Source organism: Amycolatopsis sp. FDAARGOS 1241, from assembly GCF_016889705.1.
Taxonomy (GTDB): Bacteria; Actinomycetota; Actinomycetes; order Mycobacteriales; family Pseudonocardiaceae; genus Amycolatopsis.
The window spans coordinates 6294013-6317522 of the sequence record NZ_CP069526.1 but is presented as its reverse complement, the minus strand read 5'-3'; the positions used below and the strand labels follow the sequence as shown (position 1 = coordinate 6317522).

At 71.2% G+C, this 23510-nt stretch carries 16 protein-coding genes and 1 pseudogene; 10 read left to right on the top strand and 7 right to left on the bottom strand.

Annotated features, from left to right (window positions below):
• Positions 1-133: 133 nt before the first annotated feature.
• Positions 134-1270, bottom strand: coding sequence for a lycopene cyclase family protein (locus I6J71_RS30885; RefSeq protein WP_204090077.1), 1137 nt, complete (start codon positions 1268-1270; stop codon positions 134-136).
• An 88-nt stretch (positions 1271-1358) separates the two neighbouring features.
• Between I6J71_RS30885 and I6J71_RS30880 the strand changes: the two genes are divergently transcribed.
• The 5 genes and pseudogenes from I6J71_RS30880 to I6J71_RS30860 all read left to right on the top strand — a co-directional run bounded on the left by I6J71_RS30880 (position 1359) and on the right by I6J71_RS30860 (position 8933).
• The gene (locus tag I6J71_RS30880; protein ID WP_204097316.1) at positions 1359-2921 is read left to right on the top strand and encodes a deoxyguanosinetriphosphate triphosphohydrolase family protein; all 1563 of its coding nucleotides are present in this window, start codon (positions 1359-1361) and stop codon (positions 2919-2921) included.
• Between the two features lie 246 nt (positions 2922-3167).
• Positions 3168-6035: a S8 family serine peptidase gene (locus I6J71_RS30875; RefSeq protein ID WP_204097315.1), complete on the top strand. Its 2868-nt coding sequence runs from the start codon at positions 3168-3170 to the stop codon at positions 6033-6035.
• Positions 6036-6087: 52 nt separating this feature from the next.
• Positions 6088-6720 (top strand): annotated as a pseudogene (locus I6J71_RS30870) (acVLRF1 family peptidyl-tRNA hydrolase).
• A gap of 195 nt (positions 6721-6915) precedes the next feature.
• Positions 6916-8544, top strand: coding sequence for an ABC-F family ATP-binding cassette domain-containing protein (locus I6J71_RS30865; protein ID WP_204090076.1), 1629 nt, complete (start codon positions 6916-6918; stop codon positions 8542-8544).
• A 179-nt stretch (positions 8545-8723) separates the two neighbouring features.
• Complete coding sequence (locus I6J71_RS30860; protein WP_003071237.1) at positions 8724-8933, top strand: helix-turn-helix domain-containing protein; 210 nt, start codon at positions 8724-8726, stop codon at positions 8931-8933.
• Here the strand turns inward: I6J71_RS30860 and I6J71_RS30855 are convergent.
• The gene (locus I6J71_RS30855) at positions 8920-10266 is read right to left on the bottom strand and encodes a glycosyltransferase 87 family protein (RefSeq protein WP_204097314.1); all 1347 of its coding nucleotides are present in this window, start codon (positions 10264-10266) and stop codon (positions 8920-8922) included. The two genes, I6J71_RS30860 and I6J71_RS30855, sit on opposite strands and share 14 nt — an antisense overlap.
• 250 nt (positions 10267-10516) lie before the next feature.
• Between I6J71_RS30855 and I6J71_RS30850 the strand changes: the two genes are divergently transcribed.
• Positions 10517-12397: an ABC transporter ATP-binding protein gene (locus tag I6J71_RS30850; protein ID WP_204090075.1), complete on the top strand. Its 1881-nt coding sequence runs from the start codon at positions 10517-10519 to the stop codon at positions 12395-12397.
• Positions 12398-12716: 319 nt separating this feature from the next.
• On the opposite strand, the gene I6J71_RS30845 is transcribed toward I6J71_RS30850, so the two are convergent.
• Positions 12717-13445 carry an SIS domain-containing protein gene (locus I6J71_RS30845; protein WP_204090074.1) on the bottom strand — a complete coding sequence of 243 codons (729 nt, stop codon included), beginning with the start codon at positions 13443-13445 and terminating at the stop codon, positions 12717-12719.
• 112 nt (positions 13446-13557) lie between these two features.
• Between I6J71_RS30845 and I6J71_RS30840 the strand changes: the two genes are divergently transcribed.
• From I6J71_RS30840 to I6J71_RS30825, 4 genes are all read left to right on the top strand, one after another.
• Complete coding sequence (locus tag I6J71_RS30840; RefSeq protein WP_239154018.1) at positions 13558-14250, top strand: alpha/beta hydrolase; 693 nt, start codon at positions 13558-13560, stop codon at positions 14248-14250.
• An 89-nt stretch (positions 14251-14339) separates the two neighbouring features.
• A complete protein-coding gene (locus tag I6J71_RS30835; protein ID WP_204090073.1) occupies positions 14340-15599 on the top strand; it encodes a cyclopropane-fatty-acyl-phospholipid synthase family protein in 1260 nt (419 codons plus the stop codon).
• 117 nt (positions 15600-15716) lie between these two features.
• Positions 15717-16913 carry an LCP family protein gene (locus I6J71_RS30830; RefSeq protein WP_204090072.1) on the top strand — a complete coding sequence of 399 codons (1197 nt, stop codon included), beginning with the start codon at positions 15717-15719 and terminating at the stop codon, positions 16911-16913.
• A gap of 76 nt (positions 16914-16989) precedes the next feature.
• Positions 16990-17514, top strand: coding sequence for a GNAT family N-acetyltransferase (locus I6J71_RS30825; RefSeq protein WP_204090071.1), 525 nt, complete (start codon positions 16990-16992; stop codon positions 17512-17514).
• 6 nt (positions 17515-17520) lie between these two features.
• On the opposite strand, the gene I6J71_RS30820 is transcribed toward I6J71_RS30825, so the two are convergent.
• From I6J71_RS30820 to I6J71_RS30800, 4 genes are all read right to left on the bottom strand, one after another.
• Positions 17521-17982 (bottom strand): peroxiredoxin, encoded by a 462-nt coding sequence (locus I6J71_RS30820; protein ID WP_204090070.1) that lies wholly within the window; start codon positions 17980-17982, stop codon positions 17521-17523.
• Positions 17983-18057: 75 nt separating this feature from the next.
• The gene (locus tag I6J71_RS30815; protein ID WP_239154017.1) at positions 18058-19914 is read right to left on the bottom strand and encodes an EAL domain-containing protein; all 1857 of its coding nucleotides are present in this window, start codon (positions 19912-19914) and stop codon (positions 18058-18060) included.
• Between the two features lie 244 nt (positions 19915-20158).
• On the bottom strand, positions 20159-21619 hold the full coding sequence (locus I6J71_RS30810; protein WP_204090068.1) for a cytochrome P450: 1461 nt from the start codon (positions 21617-21619) through the stop codon (positions 20159-20161).
• 818 nt (positions 21620-22437) lie between these two features.
• Positions 22438-23508 (bottom strand): ribonucleotide-diphosphate reductase subunit beta, encoded by a 1071-nt coding sequence (locus I6J71_RS30800; RefSeq protein ID WP_204090067.1) that lies wholly within the window; start codon positions 23506-23508, stop codon positions 22438-22440.
• Between the last annotated feature and the right edge of the window lie 2 nt (positions 23509-23510).

The following is a 23510-nucleotide window of genomic DNA, read 5'->3' as shown; positions in this document are numbered from 1 at the left end:
TCACGTGCGGATTTCGCGCGAGGCGCGCGTTCGCCGCGCCGGTTTCGCACCCGGGCACGTTCCCGGCTGCACCGGCCGCACGGTTTCGGCGCCGATTCCCGACGCGCCGTGGCGAACCGAATCCGGTTGGTGATTACCGCCGTCCGGCCAGCCGGGCGCGGATCCGCGGTGGCGCGGCGCGGAACAGCCGGGCCATCGCGGCCGCGGTGCCCGGTATGTCCTCGCGCCCCGACGTGTACGCCCGCTGGACCGCTTCGGGCAGCGCGAAGAACAGGTCGAAGAATTCGGCGAGCTCGGCCGGTGACATCCGGCGCAAAGCACGCAATCCATACCGCCGCAAGGTGTGCACGGCCCGCGCCTCGGCCGTCCACAGTGTCTTGCGCGCCGCGCGGACGGCCGCCTCCGGCCCTGCGTCGAGCGCACCCGCGAGCGCCGCGGCCACGCGCGGCGCGAGCCGCAACGCCGTTGCCACGCTGTACCCGGTGGCCGGGTGCACGAGTCCCGCCGCGACCCCGAACGGGACCACCGCACCTCGGCTCGGCAGCGGCACGTCGAGCACGATCCGCACGTGTTCCTCCCGTCCGCGAGCCTGCAGTCCCGCCGCGGCGAGCCGCGTCCGCAGCCGGGCGGCGAGTTCGCCGGCGGGGACGCCCGGCCGGTGCGCGAGACACGTCTCCTCCACGAGCACCGACCCGTCGCCGAGCGGCAGCAGGTAGCGGAAGCTCGGCGCGCCGTCGCGCCAGTCCATGAACACGGCCGTGTCCGGGGCGCCGGGAATCAGCCGCTCGGCGTCGGCGGCGGGCAGCACGAGCCCGTACGCCGTCTGCTCGGCTCGGTGGCCCCGCGGCGGGCCGCCGGACAGCACGCGGTGCGCGCCCGACGCGTCGACCACCACGGCGGTGGCGAGCCGGCGCTCGTCGGCGAGGACCACCGTCGAGCCGTGCCGGCCGTGCTCCGCGCCGGCCACCCGGCCGGTCACCACCGTCACGGGCACGGTCGTGAGCCACTCGCGCAGCCCTTCGTTGTCCAGCACCAGGTACCGCCGGGCCAGGCGGTGCTCGCGCGTACCGAATGCGACCGTCTCGCCCGGCGCCGACGCGATCACCGGAGGCGGCAGCCCCGGCAACTCGTCGGCCCAGGCGCCGTAGGTGGCGCGCCACGGCGCGAGCGGCGCGGCGTCGACGAGCGTGGTCGCGAGCCCGCGCCGGGCGCAGGCGCGCGCGAGCGCCCACCCGGCGGGGCCGCCACCCGCGATCAGCACGTCCGTCACCCGTCCGATCCTGCCGCATCGGCGCCCGGCCTCCGGAGCGCCGGCGGGCTGGAGGGTTTACGGTGCCCGGATGGCTACGGTGGTGCGCATGGACGAGACCGACCCGAGAGCCGCGCGCCGGGACCCGGCCAGCCCGGCGGGCGGGTACACCGATCTCGCGACCAGCCCGTTTCGCGTCGACCGCGACCGCATCGCCGCGTCCCCGTTCTTCGCGCGGTTGGGCGGGGTCACGCAGGTGGTCAACGCCGGTGGCGCGGGCCTGCTGCACAACCGGCTCACCCACAGCCTCAAGGTCGCGCAGGTCGCCCGCGCGATCGCCGAACGGATCACCGGTGCCAGCGAGTCGGCGGAGCTGGCCGCGAAGCTCGGCGGCTGCGACCCCGACGTGTGCGAAGCCGCCGCGCTCGCGCACGACCTCGGGCACCCACCGTTCGGGCACCTCGGCGAGCAGACGCTCGACCGCATCGCCCGCCACCGCTTCGGTCTCGCCGACGGCTTCGAGGGCAACGCGCAGACGTTCCGCATCCTCACCACCACCGACGTGCGAGGCCCGTCGGCCATCGGGCTCGACCTCACCGCGGCCGTGCGCGCGGCGGTGCTGAAGTACCCGTGGGCGCGGCTGCACCACCCGCAGCCGCACCCCACGGCGATGCCGACACCCCCGCGCGGCGCGGCGGAACCCGACGGCGCGCCGGGTACGGGCGCGAGCAAGTTCTCCGCCTACGCCACCGAACTCGACGACTTCGCGCAGGCACGCGGCCCGTTCACCGGCCGCGTCGAACAGTGGCAGCAGACGGTGGAGGCGGCGGTGATGGACACCGCCGACGACATCGCCTACGCGATCCACGACCTGCAGGACTTCCACCGCATCGGCGTGCTGCAGCACGCGCCCGTGGCCGCGGAGCTGGGGGAGTGGCTCGACCACGCGCTGGAGCTCGCGTCCCTCGACGACGACCGGCTGGCCACCCAGCTGCGCCGTCCCGGGCGGTCGCTCGAGCAGCTTCGCCGGCGCATGCACCTCAAGGACAGCTGGATCGTCGACGACGACGCGTTCGCCGCCGCCGTGCGGCGCGTGCAGCGTGAGCTCGTCGACGGCCTGCTCGCCGACGGGTTCGACGGCTCGATCGAGGCCGAGCAGGCCACCGCGGCGTTCTCCGCGAACTGGACCTCGCGGCTCGTCGACGGGGTGTTCGTGCTCTCGTCGCCGTCCACGCGTTCCGGGCACGTGTCGTTGCGCACCGCCCAGTGGCACGAGGTCCAGGTGCTGAAGTTCGTGCACCGCCGCTTCGTGCTGCTGCGCCCCGATCTCGCGCTGCACCAGCGCGGCCAGGCCAGCCTCGTGACCTCGCTCGTCGACGCGCTCGACGCGTGGCTGCTCGATCGCGACGAGGTCGGCCGGCTGCCGCGGCGCCTGCACGACCTGGTCGAGCTCGCCCACGACGAGTACGCCGGATTGGTGCAGACCGCGCCCGAACTGCTCATCGGGGCGACCGGCGAGCGCGTGGAGGGCACCGACGCAGTCCGCGGCCTCGCGCGCGGGCGGGCCGTGGTGGACTTCGTGTCGTCGCTGACCGACAAGCAGGCTGTGACGCTGCTCGACGCGTTGTCGGGGCGCGCGGCCCAGCCGTGGTCGGACTCGTTCGTGCTCTGAGCCGGAGCACAGCCGCTGAACGGCCTACGACCTCTGTCGGGTCGGGGAAATTCACGACTGTTTGTCACCCTAACGGCCGTTTGTAACCCTGTACGCGCGGTACTTAGCTGGATCCAGCCGGTGATCACCGGCGTTGGCCAGCGTGAGTCGGGGCACGCGGTGCGAGATTCGGAGGCGCACGTGCGTCGAAGCCGTTCGAAGCCCCTGTCCGGAAGAGCCATCACGAGAGCGAGATCCCGGGCGACGATCGTCGCGGCCGGGGCCGCGGCGCTGATCGCCGCGCTGGGAGCCGTCGCCCCGCCCGCGGGCGCCGCGACCGCGGGTACCCCGGATTCCTTTTCCGCCAACGCGGCGAAGCAGATCGCTGCGTTGCAGGCGGTCAAAACCGGGCAGACGAAAGCCGAGTCCAAACTGGACAGCCGGCTGCTGGTCGCGCAGCAGCTGCGCTCCCGGCGGCTCAGCGCCGCGGTCGTGCCCGGCCTGAGCTCCGCCGCGGCGAGCACCGCCGTCGTCGACATCCGCGCCATCAAGGTGTCCGACGCGCTCGTGAGCGACCTGCGCAAGGCCGGTGCCGCCGTGCGCACCGTGTCGGACAAGGCCGCGAGCATCCGGGCCGAGGTCCCCCTCGCGGCGTTGCCCGCGATCGCCGCGCGCGCGGACGTGAAGCGGGTCGAGACCGCCGACCGGGCGATCACCGCGCACGAGCTGGAAAACGAGGCAGCACAAGGGAAAACCGCGCCGGCCGAGTCGAAGGAGCAGAAGGCCGCCCGCATCGAGGGAGCACTGAACCAGGCGCTGGCGGCGAAGAACCAGCGCGCCGCCGCGGCCACGATCACCAGCGAAGGGGACCGGGCGCACAACGCCGACATCGCGCGTCAGCAGTTCGGCGTGACCGGCACCGGGGTGAAGGCGTGCGCGTTGTCCGACGGTATCGACTCGCTCAAGGTCTCGCAGGCCAAGGGTGAGCTGCCGGCCGTCGACGTCGTGCCCGGGCAGGAGGGCGACGGTGACGAGGGCACCGCCATGCTCGAGATCATCCACGACCTCGCCCCCAACGCGGCCCTGGGCTTCGCCGGCGCGTTCAACTCCGACGCGAGCTTCGCGGACAACATCCGAAAGCTGCGCTTCGACGAACACTGCGACGTGATCGTCGACGACGTCATCTACTTCAAGGAATCCCCGTTCCAGGACTGGATCATCGCCCAGGCCGTGAACGACGTGACCGCCGACGGCGCGCTCTACTTCTCCTCCGCGGGCAACGAGGGCAACATCGCCGACGGCACCGCCGCCCACTGGGAGGGCGACTTCGCCGACTCCGGCAAGGCGGTCGGCAAGTTCGCGGGCAGCGCGCACAACTTCGCGGGCGCGGCCGGCAACCAGATCTTCGAGCCGATCTCCGACGCGTCGTCGGGGAACATCCCCGTGACGCTTCACTGGTCCGACCCACTCGGCGCGGCCTCCGACGACTACGACCTCTACCTGCTCGACGCGGCGGGCAACGTCGTCTCGTTCAGCCAGGACGTGCAGGACGGCACCCAGGACCCGTACGAGCAGCTGGCCACCCCGCTGTTCGGCGGCACCGGCCTGCGGCTCGCGGTCGTCAAGTTCACCGGCGAGGGCCGCTACCTGTCGCTGACGGCGTTCGGCAGCCGCTTCCGCGACTCCGCCGACGGGCTCAAGGCCTACAGCACCCCGGGCGTCGTGGTCGGCCACTCGTCGGCGCGGGACGCGTTCGCCGTCGCCGCCGCACCCGCGGCCGCCGCGTTCGGCCGGCTGCTCGAACCGGGTGACCCGGCGAACCCGACCGGTCCGTTCCCCGGTGCGTTCTCCTCGGCCAGCAAGGCCGAACGGTTCAGCTCCGACGGCCCGCGCCGGATGTTCTACGAAGCCGACGGCACGCCCATCACCCCGGGGAACTTCTCCTCGACCGGTGGCGAAGTGCGGAACAAGCCGGAAATCACGGCAGCCGACGGTGTGCGCACCTCGGTGGGCGGCTTCGACCCGTTCTTCGGCACCTCGGCCGCCGCGCCGCACGCGGCCGCCATCGCGAGCCTCGTGCTCTCGGGCAACCCCGGTCTGTCCGCTTCGGACGTTCGCGACGCGTTCCTCCACACCGCCGTGGACATCGAAGCTCCGGGCAGCGACAACCTCACCGGCGCGGGTGTGCTCCTCGCCGACAAGGTGCTCGAGTACACCGGCGCCAGCCCGCAGCCGTACGTGCAGGCGAAGCAGCCCACCGTCACCGGGCCCGACGGCGGCAGCACGCTCGACCCGGGCGACACCGCGAAGGTGACGCTGCCGGTGACCAACACCGGCGACGGGATCGCTGTGTCCACGAGCGTCGTGCTCACCACGTCGACCCCGGGCGTCACGATCGCGCCCCGAGCCAAGTCCTACGGCACGATCAGCCCCGGCCAGACGGGTGTGAACGACTTCACCGTCACGGTCCCGGCGACCCAGGGCCTCGGCGTGCCGGTGGTGCTCTCGGCCAAAGTGACGTTCGCCGGCTCGTTCTCGCCGGTCACCAGCACGTTCGCGCTGCCGGTGGGCACGCCGTCGCCGGTCGTGCAGACCTTCTCCTACAGCGGCCCGCCGGTGGCGATCCCGGACAACTCGCAGCTCGGCGCTTCGGTGCCGCTGGTGGTGAGCGGCGTCGGGGCCGCGTCGAAGGTCTCGCTGTCGATCGACGGGTCGAGCTGCACGGCGGATGCGGGGTCGACCACGGTGGGCCTGGACCACACCTACGTCGCGGACCTGGTGGGCACGCTGACCTCGCCTTCGGGCGCCACGGCCACGTTGTTCGAGCGGGCCGGCAGCGGCGGCAACAACCTGTGCCAGGTCGTGTTCGACGACGGCGCCCCGGCGCTGCTGAGCACGGTCGGGTCGCAGTTCGCGCCGTTCTCCGGCACGTATGAGCCGATCGACCCGCAGACACCGCTCGCTGGCACCTCGGCGGACGGCACGTGGACGTTCAAGGCGGTCGACGTCGCGAACGGTGACAGCGGTTCGATCCGCAGCGTCTCGCTCCACGTGAACGGTTACGCATCGGCGGGCACGGCAGGCACGGCCGCCCTCGTCTACAAGACGGTGCACGCCGGTCCGGCGATCGCCTGAGGTCCCGGTACGGGGCCGGCGCGGTTTTCGCGGCGGCCCCGTACCGTCCGCCATGGCCGGTGCGCGGCAGGTCGCGGGTGGGGGACGGGAGGTCGAGGTCGTGCCCGGGCGGCTCGCGGGCTGGTTCGCGCGCTTGGCCGAACGCAACGAGGGCGTCCGCACGACCGAACTGGGGCCGGCCGAGGTCCGCGTCGCCGCCGGGAACGGCGCCACGGCCACCGCGACCGTCCCCTTCGGACCGCTCGCGGTCACCGGGTCCGCGCCGGGCTCGCCGTCGAACCGCTCGTGGCCCACGCGCTCGTCCCCCGGGTGATCGCGGTGCTGCTGGTGCGACTCGGCGGGCATTCCCTCGGCCTCGCCCGCGCCGGCGTCGTCGGTCCCTCGCGCACCGGCCGGCACCCCGTGCCGGGTCGCACGGCCGCGGGCGGGTGGTCGCAGCAGCGCTTCGGCCGCCGCCGCGGACGACGCCTTCGAGGTCCTCGTGCCCCACTTGTCCGAAGTGGACGCGGTGGTGCTCGGCGGTGACCGCCGCGCCCTCGACCGCCTCCGCGCCGACCACCGCCTCGACCCGCTGTTCGCCCGTGCCGAAGCCCGCGTGCTGGAGATCCCCGGCCCCCGCCGCACGGTGGTGGACGACGCGGCTCACCGCGCACTCGCGGTCCAGGTCGTGGTGCGCGAGGGGTGAAGCCGGCGTGAGCCCCGCCACGGGGCCGAAAACCGCTTCCGGCCGACCCGTACACTGGGCACCGTGGAGAGGGAGATCCTCAGGGAGTAGCTGCCGCACCGGGCGCTCGTGACCGATTCCTGCCGCAGGCGCGGGGATGGCGGGCGAGGCCGGTGCCCGATGCTGTCCACGTCCACCCCGATTCCGGGAGTTTCCTTGATCACGGCCACCGGCCTCGAGCTGCGCGCCGGCTCGCGCATCCTGCTCAACGGCGCCACCCTCCGCATCCAGCCCGGCGACCGCATCGGTCTCGTCGGCCGCAACGGCGCGGGCAAGACCACGTCGCTGAAGGTCCTCGCGGGTGAGGGCGAACCGCACGCCGGCGACGTGCGCCGCAGCGGTGAGCTCGGTTACCTCCCACAGGACCCGCGCGAAGGCGACCTGTCCGTCACGGCCAAGGACCGCGTGCTGTCCGCGCGCGGCCTCGACACGCTGCTGCGCGACATGGAGAAGGCGCAGGCGGCGATGTCCGAGCTCGTCGACGAACGCCAGCGCGACAAGGCCGTGAACCGCTACAGCCGGCTCGAGGAGCGGTTCGCGTCGCTCGGCGGGTACGCCGCGGAAAGCGAAGCCGCGCGCATCTGCTCGAACCTCGGGCTGCCCGACCGCGTGCTCGCGCAGACCCTCAACACGCTCTCGGGCGGGCAGCGCCGTCGCGTGGAGCTGGCGCGCATCCTGTTCGCGGCCGCGGAAGCGGGCGCCGGCGGCAAGTCGGAGACGATCCTGCTGCTGGACGAGCCCACCAACCACCTCGACGCCGACTCGATCACCTGGCTGCGGAGTTTCCTCAAGCAGCACGACGGCGGGCTCGTGGTGATCAGCCACGATGTGGAGCTGCTCGCCGACGTCGTGAACAAGGTCTGGTTCCTCGACGCCACGCGCGGCGAGCTCGACGCCTACAACATGGGCTGGCAGCGCTACCTCGACGCGCGGGCCACCGACGAGAAGCGCCGCCGCCGCGAACGCGCGAACGCCGAGAAGAAGGCGTCCGCGCTGCAGCAGCAGGCCGCGAAACTCGGCGCGAAGGCGACGAAGGCCGTCGCGGCGAAGAACATGGCCCGCCGGGCTGAGCAGATGCTCTCGGCGCTCGACGAGACGCGCCAGGCCGACAAGGTCGCGCGCATCAAGTTCCCCGACCCCGCGCCGTGCGGGCGCACCCCGCTCACCGCGGAGGGGCTGTCGAAGTCCTACGGCTCGCTCGAGATCTTCACCGGCGTCGACCTCGCCATCGACCGCGGCTCGAAGGTCGTGGTGCTCGGCCTGAACGGTGCCGGAAAGACGACCTTGCTCCGGTTGCTCGGCGGAATGGAAACTCCGGATACCGGCTCCGTTGAACCAGGTCACGGGTTGCGCCTGGGTTATTACGCACAGGAACACGAAACTCTCGACCACGACGCGACGGTGTGGGAAAACATCCGGCACCTCGCCCCGGACACGGGTGCCCAGGAGCTGCGCAACCTCCTCGGCTCGTTCCTGTTCACCGGTGAGCAGCTCGACCAGCCGGCCGGCACGCTCTCCGGCGGTGAAAAAACCCGGCTGGCGCTGGCCGGGCTGGTCTCCAGCGCGGCGAACGTGCTGCTCCTGGACGAGCCCACGAACAACTTGGACCCAGCCAGCCGTGAACAGGTCCTGGACGCGTTGCGCAGCTTCGCCGGGGCCGTCGTGCTCGTCACGCACGACCCGGGCGCGGTCGAGGCGCTGGAGCCCGAGCGCGTGATCCTGCTGCCCGACGGCACCGAGGATCATTGGTCCGAAGATTATCTGGAACTTGTCCAGCTGGCGTGATCAGATGCGTCCATTTGGGTGCTTGCCCCGGCGCGCGGAGCACTTGAATGGCCCAATGTGATCGCAGTTTCGGTTGTTTTACGTCTGTCGTCTGGCATTCCGGCGCTCAGTGTTCGATCATTGCCCCGGCAGGGGCCGTTAAGTGGCCCAGAACTCCACTCGGCGGGAAGGCGATCGACGTGGCTGATCTCAAGAAAGGCGCGCGGATCACCGGCAACACGCGCGACAAGCTGGCCGCTGACCTGAAGAAGAAATACGAGAAGGGCTCGAGCATCCGGGCCCTTGCTGAGTCCACCGGACGTTCCTACGGGTTCGTCCACCGGGTTCTCTCGGAGTCCGGGGTCCAGCTGCGGGGGCGCGGCGGGGCCACGCGGGTCAAGAAGAAGTAGCAGCACCAGGGCGACTGCGCGGGGGGCGCAGTCCCTGTTCGGCCGCTCGGAAAGCCAGCACTCCTCCGAGCAGCACCAAGGGATAAACCAGGTAGCCGTAGCGGGTTGCCGGGGTGAGCAGGACCAACGCGCCGAGTCCGACGACGATCCGCAAGAGCGCGGCGGATCCCGTCGCGGGGGGCCGGCGCACCAGCCACACCAGCATCGCGACCGCCGCGGCCGCCACCAGGACGAGTGAGATCACGCGGCCCGCTGAGCCGGTTTCCGCGATCAGGTGGCCCGGAAGCGGGCTAGCCGCGGGGGAGCGCACCACGCCCATCCCGAGCGGGAACCGGATCACGTGCTCCACGAACGCGTCCGGCGCGACCAGGTACACCGGCAGGTGCAGCACCACGGTCGCGGTGACCAAAGTGGTCACGAACCACGCAAGTGCCCTGCGGTCACGGGGTTTTTCACCGTGCCCGGCGTCGGCCTGCCCGGCTTGCGCGCGCCGGCGGCAGAGCACGAACACCGCGAGCACCGCCGCGGCCGGCGCGACGATCAGCTTCGCGCTGATCACCAGCGCCAATACGAAACCGGCCCAGCCCGCGCGGCCGATCGCAGCGAGTGTGCAAGCGAGCACGAGCAGTCCCACAATGGCGAGATCGGGTCCGGCGACGGCCCACGTCAATGCGGTGAGTGGGCACGCGATTGCCAATTGTGCCGAAAGAACCGGAATTCGCGGCCATTTCAGCATTCGTAGCGAAGCGATCACACAGAGAGACGCACAAAGCGCGAACATCCACCGCGCGTCGGTGAGCGCATTGGTTAACGGCGTTCCGCCGAACAACGCGCGCGGAAGGCCGAACACCGTCATCACGGGTCCGTACGGCGTGTAATCGTTCACTTCCGGTGCGCGCCCGAGAGCGTTCACGTCGATGTAGGGCGTGCCGTGCTGAAGCAGCAAACCGGCACTGCGCTCGATCACCCACACCTCGGGTTGCGCGGCCCACGAAAACGGGGTGACGAGCCAGTCGACGCCGGTCAGCCGGCGAATCACGAGCACGACGAGCGGGACGATCATCGCCAACAACCCGATCACCGCGATGCCCCACCACCGCGAGCCGAGCGGCCCGCGCGGGGCGCGCCCGAGCCGGGCCGACACGAGCAGCCACCCGCTGTGGGCGGCGGCGAACCCGTAGCCGGCCGCGGCGAAGGTGCCCCAGATGCGGTAGCCGTAGAACTCGGACACCAAGGCGCTGATCAGCGCGAAGGCGAAGCAGCCCAGGTAGAAGACGACGTCCCAGGTGAGCACGAGGCTCACGCGGCCGGTGGTGGGTCGGGCGGGGGCCATCAGCACTTGCCCGGTGTCCTTCGCACGTCCTGCTCCCTCGTCACCCGGCACTTCCCGTCGGGTCAGGCTACCGAGCGCGCCGCGCCCGGCCCGAGCCAGTGGTCCTACGCTGTCTGCGCTCCGCCGGTGGACCGTGTTCACGGTTGGTGAACGCGGCGGGGAAGAACTCCGGGCAAACCGGCGTTGTGCAGGTCATATCATGACAAAAGCTTGAGTAATATAGAGGTTTTCTGACCGGGGGAGGCTCCACATGGACAACACGTGGGCGTTGCTCGGCTCCGCGATGCGCGGGGCCGACACGCCGAGGGCGCTCACGCGCGGCACCGTGAAGCGGGTCGGGCGGTTCGCCCGTCCGCACTGGGTGCGGCTGCTGGTCTTCCTGGTGCTCACGGTGGTGTCCGCCGTGCTCGCGGTGACGACGCCGGTGCTCGCGGGGAAGGTCGTCGACGCGATCGTCGGCGGCCACGACCTGTCGTTCGTGATCTGGCTGGCCGTGGTGATCGCCGTGCTCGCCATCCTCGACGCCGGGCTCGGGCTGGCCGAGCGGTGGCAGTCGGCGCGCATCGGGGAGGGGATCATCCTCGACCTGCGCGTCGCCGTGTTCGAGCACGTGCAGAAACTGCCCATCGCGTTCTTCACGCGCACGCGCACCGGCGCGCTCGTCAGCCGGCTCAACAACGACGTGATCGGGGCGCAGCGCACGTTCACCGCGACGTTGTCGGGCCTGGTCACGAACGTGATCCAGCTGGCGCTCTCGCTGGTGGTCATGGTGACGCTGTCGTGGCAGGTCACCGTGGTCGCGCTGGTGCTGCTGCCGATCTTCGTGCTGCCGGCACGCCGGTTGGGTCGCCGCATGGCGGGGCTGCAGCGGGAGGCGGCGCAGCTCAACGCCGGGATGACCACGCAGATGACCGAGCGGTTCTCCGCACCCGGCGCCACGCTCGTGAAGCTGTTCGGCCGCCCGCGCCAGGAGGTCGACGAGTTCGGCCGGCGCGCCGGGCGGGTGCGCGACATCGGGGTGCGCACGGCGATGCTCACGCGCTGGTTCATGACGAGCCTGACGCTCGTGTCGGCGCTGGCGCAGGCGCTGGTCTACGGCCTCGGCGGGTACCTGGCCTTCACCGGGCAGATCGCGCCGGGCACCGTCGTCGCGCTGGCTCTGCTGCTGACCCGGCTGTACACGCCGCTGACGGCGCTGGCCAACGTCCGCGTGGATGTGATGACCGCGCTCGTGTCGTTCGAGCGGGTCTTCGAGGTGCTGGACCTCGAGCCGATGATCAAGGAGTCCGCTGCCCCGAAGGCGCTGCCGCCGGGCGGGGTTTCGGTGGAGTTCGAGGGCGTGCGCTTCGGCTACCCCGCGGCCGACCGGTTCTCGCTCGCGTCGCTGGAGGACGTGGCCACTTTGGACAGCCGCGGTGGGGAAGAGGTGCTGCACGGCATCAGCTTCCGCGCCGAGCCGGGCCAGATGGTCGCGCTGGTCGGGTCGTCCGGCGCCGGGAAGTCGACGATCGCATCGCTGCTGCCGCGCCTGTACGACGTGGACGGCGGTGCGGTGAAGCTGTCCGAGGTGGACGTGCGGGACCTGGACTTCGCGACGTTGCGCGCCACCGTCGGCGTCGTGACGCAGGACGGGCACCTCTTCCACGACACGATCCGCGCCAACCTGGCCTACGCCCGCCCCGGCGTGACCGACGACGAGATCTGGGCCGCCCTCGCCCAGGCCCGGCTCGCGCCGCTCGTGCGGTCCCTGCCGGACGGTCTCGACACCACCGTCGGCGAACGCGGCTACCGCCTCTCGGGCGGCGAGCGCCAGCGCCTGACGATCGCGCGCCTCCTGCTGGCCCAGCCGAGGGTCGTCGTGCTCGACGAAGCCACCGCCCACCTGGACTCCGAATCGGAAGCCGCTGTCGGCGAGGCCCTCACCGGCGCGCTGCAGGGCCGCACGGCTCTGGTCATCGCCCACCGCCTCTCGACGGTCCGTGCGGCCGACCTGATCCTCGTCGTCGAACACGGCCACATCGTCGAACGCGGCACCCACGAGGAACTCCTCGCCCGCGGCGGCCGGTACGCCGAACTGCACCACACGCAGTTCGACGAAGACGAAGACGAAGAGGAGCCGGTGGTCGCCTGACGCTCCGCCCGGCGCGCCGCCTCGGCCCGCCGGGTCCGGATCGGCCCTGCCCGCCCGCACGTCCACCACGACCTCGCCGCGGCGCACCACGGCGAGCGCCGTGCCCCGGTTCGCCGCGGTCGGAGATGTTCTCGACGAACGCGCATTGCCCGCCCTCGAAGCCGGGCTCGCGCGTGCCCTGCAGGGTCACCGCGGTCTCGTCGTCCACGTCCGCCTCCACTCGCACCGGCTGGTCGGTATGAGCGGAGGCCCAAACGCGGATCCGGCCCGGCAAGACCTGCCGGGCCGGATCCTTTTTCGCCGGAAGGGCCGCGAGCCGCTACCGCAGGGCCGGCACGCGCGGGCCGTACTTGGCGAGCAGCGCCGCGTTGGCCTCGTCGCCACCCACCACATTGGAGCTGCGCCACAGTGGGACGTCGATTCCCTCCGCGGTGCCGCGGTCGAGGACCTCCGCCAGGACCAGGTTCCACAGGAACGCGTTGACCACAGTGGACAGTGGTGCGGTGCGCGGCGCGCCGGCCGGGTGGCTCGCGTCGCCGGGGATGACGAGCGAGTCGAGCACCACGGTGCCCTCCTCGACGAGGGTGGTGTCCGAGCGGCGCGGCGCCGCGGCCACGGACGCGCGCGACGTCACGGCGATCACCGAGGCACCCCGCCGCCGGGCCCCGGCAGCCAGCTCCACGGGGTAGGGGTTCACCCCGGAGGTCGAGAAGACCACGAGCACGTCGTCCGGACCGGGCGCGCGCTCGGCCAGCACCTCTTCGGCCAGCCCGCTGCGGCGCTCGGTCCTCGTGCTCTGCTGCGCGCCGTGCAGCGGCAGCAGTTCCGGGTGGTACAGCGGGTAAACGCACGCGAGCCCGCCGGCGCGGTAGAACGTCTCGGCGACCGCGGCGAGCGAGTGCCCGGCACCGGCGGTGAACACGAGCGCGTCGGACCGGATCACCCCCAGGACGAGGTCCGCCGCCGCCGTCAGCTGCTCGGCGTTGGCCCGCTGCGCCGCCGCGAGCTTCTCCGAGGTGCTCTTCAAGATTTCCGTGGCGCTCACCACACCTGCCCTTCGTCGCGGGTCCGCGCGCCGAATGTATCGCGTGGCCACGCTTCGTGGTGGATTAGCGTGGGCGCTGATCTTTTCTCGGGCCCCGGTGACTGGGAGGCGGCAGGTGGACGGACAACCCGTCGTGTCGGTGCGGCGCGCGAGCGGCCCGGCCCGGGCCGTGGCGCTGGTGCTGCACGGTGGCGCGGAGCACGGCCTGGCGCGCGTGGGCCCGTGGCGGCTCGCGTACTTGCGCATGGTGCCGCTCGCGAAGGCCCTGCACCGCGCGGGCCGCGCCGCCGGCCTCGAGGTGCGCCTGGTGCGCAACCGCCGCTACGGCTGGAACGCGCCCGCCGAGGACCCCGTGGACGACGCCCGCTGGGCGCTGGAACGTATCCGCGCCGAACACCCGGGGCTGCCGGTCGTGCTCATCGGGCACTCGATGGGCGGGCGCGTGGTGCTGCGCGTCGCCGACGACCCCGCCGTGGTCGGCGTGTGCGCCCTCGCGCCGTGGACGCCGCCTGGGGAGCCCGCCGACGCTGTGGCGGGCCGGTCCGTGGTCCTGCTGCACGGCACCCGGGACCGCATCACGTCCCCGCGCGACTCGCACGCCTTCGCCGAACGCGCTCGGGCGCTGGCCAAGCGCCTCGCCCGGTTCGAGGTCGTCGGTGAAGGCCACGCGATGATCAGGCGCCCGGCGGTCTGGACCAGGTTGATGTGTGCTTTCACACTGGAAGCGATCGACGCGGGCGAAACCGACGAGACTCTCCGCCAGGCGTGGAACCGGCCCGCGGACGAGCGCTTGCGCCTGCCCGTGTGACCGGATCCGGTGCACGTGAGCAGCGCGTCCGGCGGGTGCCGGGAATACCATCAGACGTGGGCCTGAAGAGCCCATCCGGAGGGAGTGTCTTGTCCACATCGAGTGTTGACCGAGCGGCGGGACCCGTCTCGCAGCCGGTGCCCGACGAATCCCGGTGGCCGGGCCTGGCCACGCCGCCGCACTCGCCGCTGCGCGCGCGGGCCGCGGAAGCGCTCTTCCGCCGCGCCGTGAAGACGCTCGACCTCCGTGTCACGTTCCCCGACGGCACCACGCTGGGAGCCGGCGGGCCGGAGTCACCGGAGATGCGGATCCACCGGCCCGCCGCGTTCTTCCACCGCCTCGGCGCCGACGCGAAGATCGGCTTCGGCGAGTCGTACATGGTGGGGGACTGGACCGCCGACGACCTCGCGGGCGTGCTCACGCCCTTCGCCGAGAAGCTGGCCACGATCGTGCCGCCGTTCCTGCAACGGTTCCGCCGGCTCGCCGAGCGAACACAGCCGGCGCACGAGGAGAACACGATCGAAGGCTCGCGGTCGAACATCCACCGCCACTACGACCTGTCCAACGATCTGTTCAGCGCTTTCCTGGACGAGTCGATGATGTACTCCTCGGCGCTGTTCGGCCCGGCCGACACCCTGACCCAGGCGCAGCACCGCAAGCTCGACAGTGTGCTCGACTACGCCGGTGTGCGCGAGGGCAGCCAGGTGCTCGAGATCGGCACCGGCTGGGGCGAGCTGTCGATCCGCGCGGCTTCGCGCGGCGCGAAGGTGACGTCGCTGACCATCTCGCAGGAGCAGAAGGTGCTGGCCGACGCGCGGATCGCCGAAGCGGGCCTGTCCGACCGCATCGACGTGCAGCTGTGCGACTACCGCAACGCGACCGGCGAGTACGACTCCGTGGTGAGCGTCGAGATGATCGAGGCCGTCGGCCAGTCGTACTGGCCCACGTTCTTCGCCGCGATCGGCAAGCGGCTGCGCCCCGGCGGACGGTTCGGCCTGCAGGCGATCACGATGGACCACGACCGGATGGCGGCGGCGGCCCGGTCGTACACCTGGATCCACAAGTACATCTTCCCGGGCGGCATCATCCCTTCGGTCCAGGCCATCGAGGACGGGATGCGCGACAACACGCGCCTCAAGCTCGCCGGGATGCGCGAGTTCGGCCAGGACTACGCCCGCACGCTGAAGCTGTGGCGCGAGCGGTTCCAGGCCCGGTGGGAGGACATCCGCGGCTTCGGTTTCGACGACGTGTTCCGCCGGATGTGGGAGTTCTACCTCGCCTACTCGGAGGCCGGGTTCCGCTCCGGGCACCTCAAGGTGCACCAGTTCGGGTTCGCCGACCCGGGCTGACCAGGCCGTTCCCCCGCCGGATGAACCCGCCCAGGGTGCCGCACGTCCAAGGTAGGAGGGCGTGCGGTTCACTGGGCCGCACCAAATCGCCGGATTCGGGGAACGGGTGATCGACCGATGACGTACGGAGGCGACGACGGCAGGCGGCGGAGGCCGCCCCGGCCACCGCAGCCCGCCGCACGCCCGCGCCAGCACCAGCGTGCGCAGATGATGCCGCTGCCGGGTACGAGCAGCAGCCCCTACGACGACGCACGCACGAGACCGATGCGCGGTGAGGCCCCCGTGCCTCCGCCTGCACCACCGCGGCAGGCGCCACCCCGCGATGTCCCGCCGCCGGGCCCGGCCCCGCGCCGGCGCCGCCGGTGGAGCGTCGGCAAGGTCCTGATGACGCTGATCCTGATCTTCGTGCTGTTCCTGGGCGGGATCTGGGCCTACCTGGAGTTCTCCATCAAGCGCGTCGACGCGCTGAGCGATTACGACGGCCGTCCCGCGGCCGCCTCGGGAACCAACTGGCTGATCGTCGGCTCCGACAGCCGCGACGGGCTGTCGGCCGAGGACGAGGAACGGCTCGCGACGGGCGACGTCGCGGCGGCCGGCGGCGGGCAGCGCACCGACACGATCATGGTCGCGCACCTCCCGGACAACGACACCAAGCCGACGCTGCTGAGCCTGCCCCGCGACTCGGAGGTGAAGATCCCGGGCCACGGCACGAGCAAGATCAACGCCGCGTTCTCGATCGGCGGGCCGTCGCTTTTGGTCAAGACCGTCGAAGGGGCCACCGGCCTGCACATCGACCACTACGCAGAGATCGGGTTCGGCGGGTTCGCCAACGTCGTCGACGCGATCGGCGGGGTCGACATGTGCGTCGACAAGGACATGAACGACACCATGACCGGCATCGACATCAAGGCCGGTTGCCAGAAGCTCGACGGGCGCGACGCGCTCGGGTTCGTCCGCATGCGCCACAGCAGCGCGACGCCGCGGTCGGACCTGGACCGGGTGGCGAACCAGCGGAAGTTCATCGGGGCGCTCGTCAGCCAGGTCGCGAGCCCCGGCACGCTGCTGAACCCGTTCGACTTCTTCCCGTTGCTGTCGGCGGCACCCGACGCGCTGACGATGGACACGGGTGACCACGTGCACAACCTCGCCGGGCTGGCGATCGCGATGCGCGGCATCTCCTCCGACGGCGTGCTCACCGGCACGGTCCCGGTCACCAGCGGCTCGGCCGAGCACTGGGACAAGGCCAAGTCGGCGGCGCTGTTCGACGCGCTGAAGAACGACACCACGGTGGATCCGGCGGACGTCGTCAAGTGAGCGGGTAGTACCGGCCACCGGGGCCTGCCGCGAAAACGGCGGGCCCCGGCGCCGTCCCGGGTGTCACGATGGGTGCATGGACACCCTCACGGACGGCGTGGTGACGCTGGAGCGCTGGCGTCCCGAAGACCTCGACCTGCTCGTGGCCACGGTCGCGGCGTCCCTGGAGCACGTCGGCGCGTGGCTGATCTGGGCGACGAACGGCTACGGCCCCGCCGAGGGCGAGGAGTTCCTCACCGGCGCCGCCGAGCGGTGGGCGTCGGGAGAGGGCTACGAGTACGCCATCCGCACCGCCGACCGGACCCTCGCGGGCGGCTGCGGCCTCATGCGCCGCGGCGACGGCCGGGAGATCGGCTACTGGCTCGCGAAGTCCTACACCGGTCACGGCTACGCGACCCGCGCCGCGTCCCTGCTGCTCGGGCAAGCCTGGCGCATGGGCACCCCGCACGTCACGATCCTGCACGACGAGCTCAACACGCGCAGTGGCGCCATCCCCCAGCGGCTCGGGTTCACGTTGCACCACAAGGAAGCCGCGGCCGACGCCCTCGCACCGGCCTGCTCGGGCAACGACTGGGTGTGGCGGCTGGAGCGGCCGGCCTGAGCGGCGTCAGGCGGCGTTCTCGCGCTCCCGCAACACCTTCAGCGCCCGGTCGGCGTGCGCTGTGAAGTTCAGCTCGCTCTTGATCACCGCCAGCACGCGCCGGTCGGTGCCGATGACGAACGTGGTGCGCTTGGTGTGCAACGGGATGAACCTGCGCCACACGCCGAACTGCTTCGCGACCACACCGTCCACATCGGACAGCAGGGGGTAGTCGAAGCCGTGGGTCTCGGCGAACAGGCGCTGCTTGACGATCTCGTCCGGGCTGATGCCGACACGGTGGGCGCCCACCTCGGCGAACTCGGCGGCCAGGTCGCGAAAGTGGCAGCTCTCGGCGGTGCAGCCGCTCGTCATCGCGGCCGGGTAGAAGAAGAGCACGACCGGTCCGGAGGCCAGGAAGCCGGACAGGGTGCGCTCGACGCCCTGGTCGTCGGGGAGGGTGAAATCGGGGGCGAGGTCGCCGGTGTCCATCGGGTCCCTTTCGGTCGGCGGAGGCGGTCGGGACGATCCTCCCCGGTCTCCGGCACCGCCGCGCAACCGGCGGGGTCACCGCGCGTGGCGCTCGATCATTTCGTCCACTTCGTCGCCCGTGGCCGAATCCGCGACGAACGAACCGCGCGCGGCGAGCACACCCAGCTCCCGCAGCCGGGCGGCGTGCTCGGCGCTGCGCACGCCCTCCGCGCCGATGCGCAGCTTGAGCTCCTTGCCGCGCTCGACGAGCTGGCGAACGTGCCGCATGTCGGCTTCGGCGGCGCCGTCGGCGAGCGCGTCGATGACCGGGCCGCTGAGGATCACGTGCCGCACGGGCAGGCTGTAGCGGGGGATGAGCTCCAGGTCCGCCGAGCCGGAGATCGTGAGCACGAGCTGGGCGCCGAGGTCCGCGAGCACCGTGAACGAGTCGAGCACTTCGCCTTCGTCGGTGAACATCGACTGGCGGTCGGTGCACAGCCGCAGCGCGCGGGCCGGCAGGTCGTGGCGGTCGAGCTGTTCCTTGACCAGCATGACCAGGTCCTCGTCGGTCGCGAGGCGCTTCGGCAGCCGGATGCAGACGTCGGGTGCGGCGTCGCCGTAGCGCGAGCGCCAGCGCGCCGTCGCGGCCAGTGACTCGGCGAGCAGCCACTTGCCGAGCGGGACGGTCATGCCCGTGGTCCGCGCGAGCGGGTAGAACTCGTCGGAGTCCAGCTCGCCCCTCTCCGGGTGGTTCCAGCGCAGGCCGGCGTTCACGGCCGCGATCTCGTCGGGCTTCGCGAGCTTCACCGTCGGCTGGTAGATCAGGGAGAACTCACCGTTCTCCAGCGCACCCGCGATCACGGCGCCGAGCTGGTAGCGGCTGCGGTCCCGCGCGTCCCGGGCGGGGTCGAACAGCATCCACTGCGCCTTGCCCTGCTCCTTGGCCCGGTGCAGCGCGAGCTCCGCGGCCCGCAAGAGCTCGACGTGACCGCCGCCGGGGCACGCGCCCACGACGATGCCGGCGCTCGCGCTGACCCCGATGCCGTGCCCTCCGAGGTAGATCGGCTCGTTCAGGTCTTCCAGCGCGCGGTCGACGAGCGCGACCACCTTGCTGCGCGTGAGGTCTTCGCCGCGCAGCAGCACGGCGAACCCGTCGCCGGACAGCCGGGCCACGTACCCGTCGTGGTGCCCGGTGAACACGGCCGCGAGCTTGTTCGCGATCTCCTTGAGCACCTGGTCGCCGACGCCGGCACCCAGCCCGTCGTTGATCACCTTGAAGCCGTCGATGTCGAGGTACACCAACGCGATCTCGGCGGGGTCGGGCACGCCGAACGCGGCCTCGAGGCGCGTGGTGAACGCCGACGTGTTGGGCAGGCCCGTGAGCGGGTCGTGGAGGTTCTGGTGAAGCAGCCGCTCACCGAGCAGGTGCAGGTCGTCGGCGTCCGCGGCCATGAGTACGGGGAACTGCGTGCCGGGCCGGTCGCCGGGCAGCCACGCGAGCGTGACGTTGGTGGTGAGGCCGCCGTCCTCGCTGTGGTCGAGGTGCACACCGCGTTCGGTGTGCCGGTCGCCGCCCGTGAGGCTCATGCGCTCGAGGCTCTCGCGCAGCCGCGTGGCGTCGTGGCCGCTGGCCGCCAGGTCGGCGAGGTGCCGGCCCTTCAACCGCTCCTGGGTGGAGCCGAGTAGCTTGGCCAGCGCGGCGTTGACCTCGACGATCTCGCCGGAGGTGTCGGCGAGCGCGATCCCGATCGGCGCGGCGGAGAAGAGCGTGGTGAAGCGCAGCAGCGCGCCCTCGTGGGCCGGGGTCGCCGTGTCCACGACCTCGTGGGCGAATTCGAGCAGGAGCCGCTCCAGTTCCGCAGGGGGAAGCGTTACTCCTTTCGTGTCGGTCAGCGTCGCCGCGAACTTGCGCGCGACGTCGACCAACCCTGGCGCGGCACCAGGCTCAGGCACACTCCACCTCTTCATGCGCGGACAAAGGCCAGCTCAGACCCGGTGTGTCGATCCACAGACCCACACTAGGTATGAGTTGGCCGTGAGTGATGCCACGGCACCACGCGCGAATCGGGGTGTCTACCGGCTGAACGAGTGATGACACCAACACAAATGGTGACGGGATGTCACCTTGAGTGCTCGATCGTGTTTTTCCGGTTCGTCCCGGCTTCTGCCCCCGGTTCGCCGCCTCCCACAGCGTCCGTCAACAATATTCGAGACGCACCGGCAGTCCGTCGGCGGGGACCGGAAGGGACACGTAGTCCCAGCGTGCGGTGTAGTTTTCGGGCACGGACCAGCGGAAAGTCCGCAGCATCTCGTGCATGAGCGCCTTCACCTCGAGCGAGCCGAAGTGCAGGCCGATGCACTTGTGCGCGCCGCCGCCGAAGGGCATCCACGCGAACCGGTGCGACTTGTCCTCGCGCCGTGGCTCCGCGAAGCGCTCGGGGTCGAAGCGCAGCGGGTCGGTCCAGCACTCCGGAGTGAAGTGGTTCAGCGTCGGGGACACCCCGAGCAGCGTGCCCGCCGGCAGGTAGCGCCCGAGCACCTCGGTGTCCTTGGTCGTCTTGCGGGCCAGCGACGGCACCGGCGCCCGCAGCCGCAGCGACTCCTTCATCACGAGGTCGAGCGTCTCGAGGCTTTCGAGCGCCTCGATGTCCGGCACGTCGTCGCCGAGGGCGAGTGACTCCGCGCGGGCGCGCTCCTGCCACTCCGGGTGCTTGGCCAGGTAGTAGGCCATCGCACTGCTGGTGATGGTCGTGGTGTCGTGCGCGGCCATCATCAGGAAGATCATGTGGTTGACGATGTCGGCGTCGGTGAACCGGTCACCGTCCTCGTCGGTGGCGGTGCACAGCGCCGCGAACAGGTCGTCGCCGCCCGCGCGCCGCTTCTCCGGCAGGGTTTCGCCGAAGTAGCGCTCCAGCAGCCGCCGCCCGCGCAGGCCGGCGGACCAGCGCCCGCCCGGCACCGGGTGGCGCACGATCGCCGTGCCCGCGCGGACAGTACTGACGAACGCGCGGTTGATCCGCATCGCGTCGCCGGGGGAGCGCATGTCCATGAACACGCCCGTGGCGACGTCGAGTGTCAGCTGCTTGAGCGCCCAGTACAGGCGCGGCCGTGTGCCGCCGGGCCACGCCTCGATGCCCGCGCGCAGGGCCGGGCCCATCTGCCCGACGTACCCGACGAGCCGTTCGCGCGTGAACGCGCTCTGCATGATCCGCCGGTGCAGGTGGTGCTCGCCGAAGTCGAGCAGCATGAGGCCGCGGTCGAAGAACTTCTCGATGAAGAATTTCCAGCCCTCTTGCGAGAAGGCCTTGTCCTTGTTGACGAGCGCGATCTGCGTCGCCTCGGGACCGGACAGCGACACGATCCGCCGGCCGAACCCGCCCATCCACGAGACGGGGCCGTACTTCTCGTAGCGGCGGAGGCTGAAGTCCAGGCCGAAGCGCATCATCTCCAGCGCGTGCCCGACCACGGGCGGGCCGTCGTCGCCGAGCACGGGCTTGAGGCCGCTCCCGGCGGGCGGTGGCGCGAGCTCCTTGACGGGGTAGGTCGCCGACTGCCACCGGCGGTCCACGGTGCGGGGCAACGGCATCGACGTCAGTGGGGGCACGCGCTCGCGCAAGCTCTCGGCGACCTTGCCGACCTTCGTTACCGCGCTCGTCATGGCGACCCACCTTCGCTGGCGGAAACCGGTGCAGCTCCCACCGTGCCTCCTTGTTGACCGATTGACAATACCCGCGGCTCGATCCATCCGGGTGATCCTCGGCGCGGTCCGAGGCTCCAGGGATCGGGGCTACGGGGTCTGCTCGGTCGGTGCACGCGAGGACGGGCCGCTCGCGGTGTGTACGTCCGCCCAGGCGGCTGTTCGCCCGCGCGGGCGGGTGCCTCTTCGGCAAACTGCGACGGTGCGGATCAAGCACCAGGTCGTCGCCCTGACGCAGCCGATCTCGCTGCCGGGAGCCGCTTCTGGGCGGGGTCCCCAGCGGTGAGGTGGAGGAGGACACCGATGGGCGCCTGGTCGTGGTGGACGGGGCCCCGCGGATCGGCGTGCAGCTCGAGCCTGACCATGCGCAGCCCGAATGGCCGGATGGTCCAGGCAACAGGTGCACCTCGCCCTGTGGGTCGAGGACTTCGCCGAAGCACACGAGCGGGTCGCGGCTCTCGGCGCCTAGGTGCTGAAAGCGGCCGCCGGCAGCACCTCCGAGGATGATTTCCCGGTCTGCGCCGACCCGGCCGGCCATCCCTTCTGCCTGTGCTGGCTGGTCGCCGAGCAGGGCGCCTGATCCGGACAACGCTTTCGCCAGGCCGGCCGTGGGTGCCGCTCCGGCACGCACCACGTCAGAGGCGCGCTTCGGTCCGATGGGGCGCTGCGCTTCGCTGGTGCCTGGCGGAGCACAGCGGGAACGAGCTCGGCCGCGCCCTGGCGAACCAGTGGCGTGGCCGAGCGCCGTGCGTACCCCGGGGTCCGGGCGCCGCGGTTGATCAATCCCAGTCGAGGGCACCGCCGGACTGGTACTCGATCACGCGGGTCTCGAAGAAGTTCTTCTCCTTCTTCAGGTCCATCGCCTCGGACATCCACGGGAACGGGTTCTCCGTCTCCCCGAAGATCGGCGCGAGGCCGATCTGCTGGGCACGCCGGTCGGTGATGAAGTGCATGTACTGCTCGCACAGCTGGGCCGAGAGGCCGAGCATGCCGCGCGGCATGGTGTCGCGCGCGTACGCGACCTCGAGCTCGCACGCCTCCTGCAGCATCCCGCGCACCTCGGCCTGGAACGCTTCGGTCCACAGGTGCGGGTTCTCGATCTTGATCTGGTTGATGCAGTCGATGCCGAAGTTCAGGTGGATCGATTCGTCGCGCAGGATGTACTGGTACTGCTCGGCGATGCCGACCATCTTGTTGCGCCGCCCGAGCGACAGGATCTGCGCGAAGCCGGTGTAGAACCACATGCCCTCGAAGATCACGTAGAACGCCACGAGGTCGCGCAGGAACGCCTGGTCGGCCTCCGGTGTGCCCGTCTCGAAGTCCGGGTTCTCGAGGTTCTGCGTGTACTTCAGCGCCCACGCGTCCTTGTCCGAAATGGACGGTACCTCGCGGTACATGTTGAACAGCTCGCCCTCGACCAGGCCGAGGCTTTCGCAGATGTACTGGAAGGTGTGCGTGTGCACGGCTTCCTCGAACGCCTGGCGCAGCAGGTACTGGCGGCACTCGGGGTTGGTGATCTGGCGGTACACGGCGAGCACGATGTTGTTGGCCACGAGCGACTCCGCCGTGGCGAAGAAGCCCAGGTTGCGCTTGAGCATCTGGCGCTCGTCTTCGGTCAGCCCGTCGGGCGACTTCCACAGCGCGATGTCGGCCTGCATGGCGACCTCGGTCGGCATCCAGTGGTTGTTGCACGCCGCGAGGTACTTGTCCCACGCCCAGCGGTACTTCATGGGCAGCAGCTGGTTCACATCGGCGCGCGCGTTGATCATGCGCTTGTCGTCGACGTTGATCCGGGCCGCGCCGACCTCGATCTCGCCGAGGCCGGTGGCCGTGGTCTCCACGTTGGTCATCA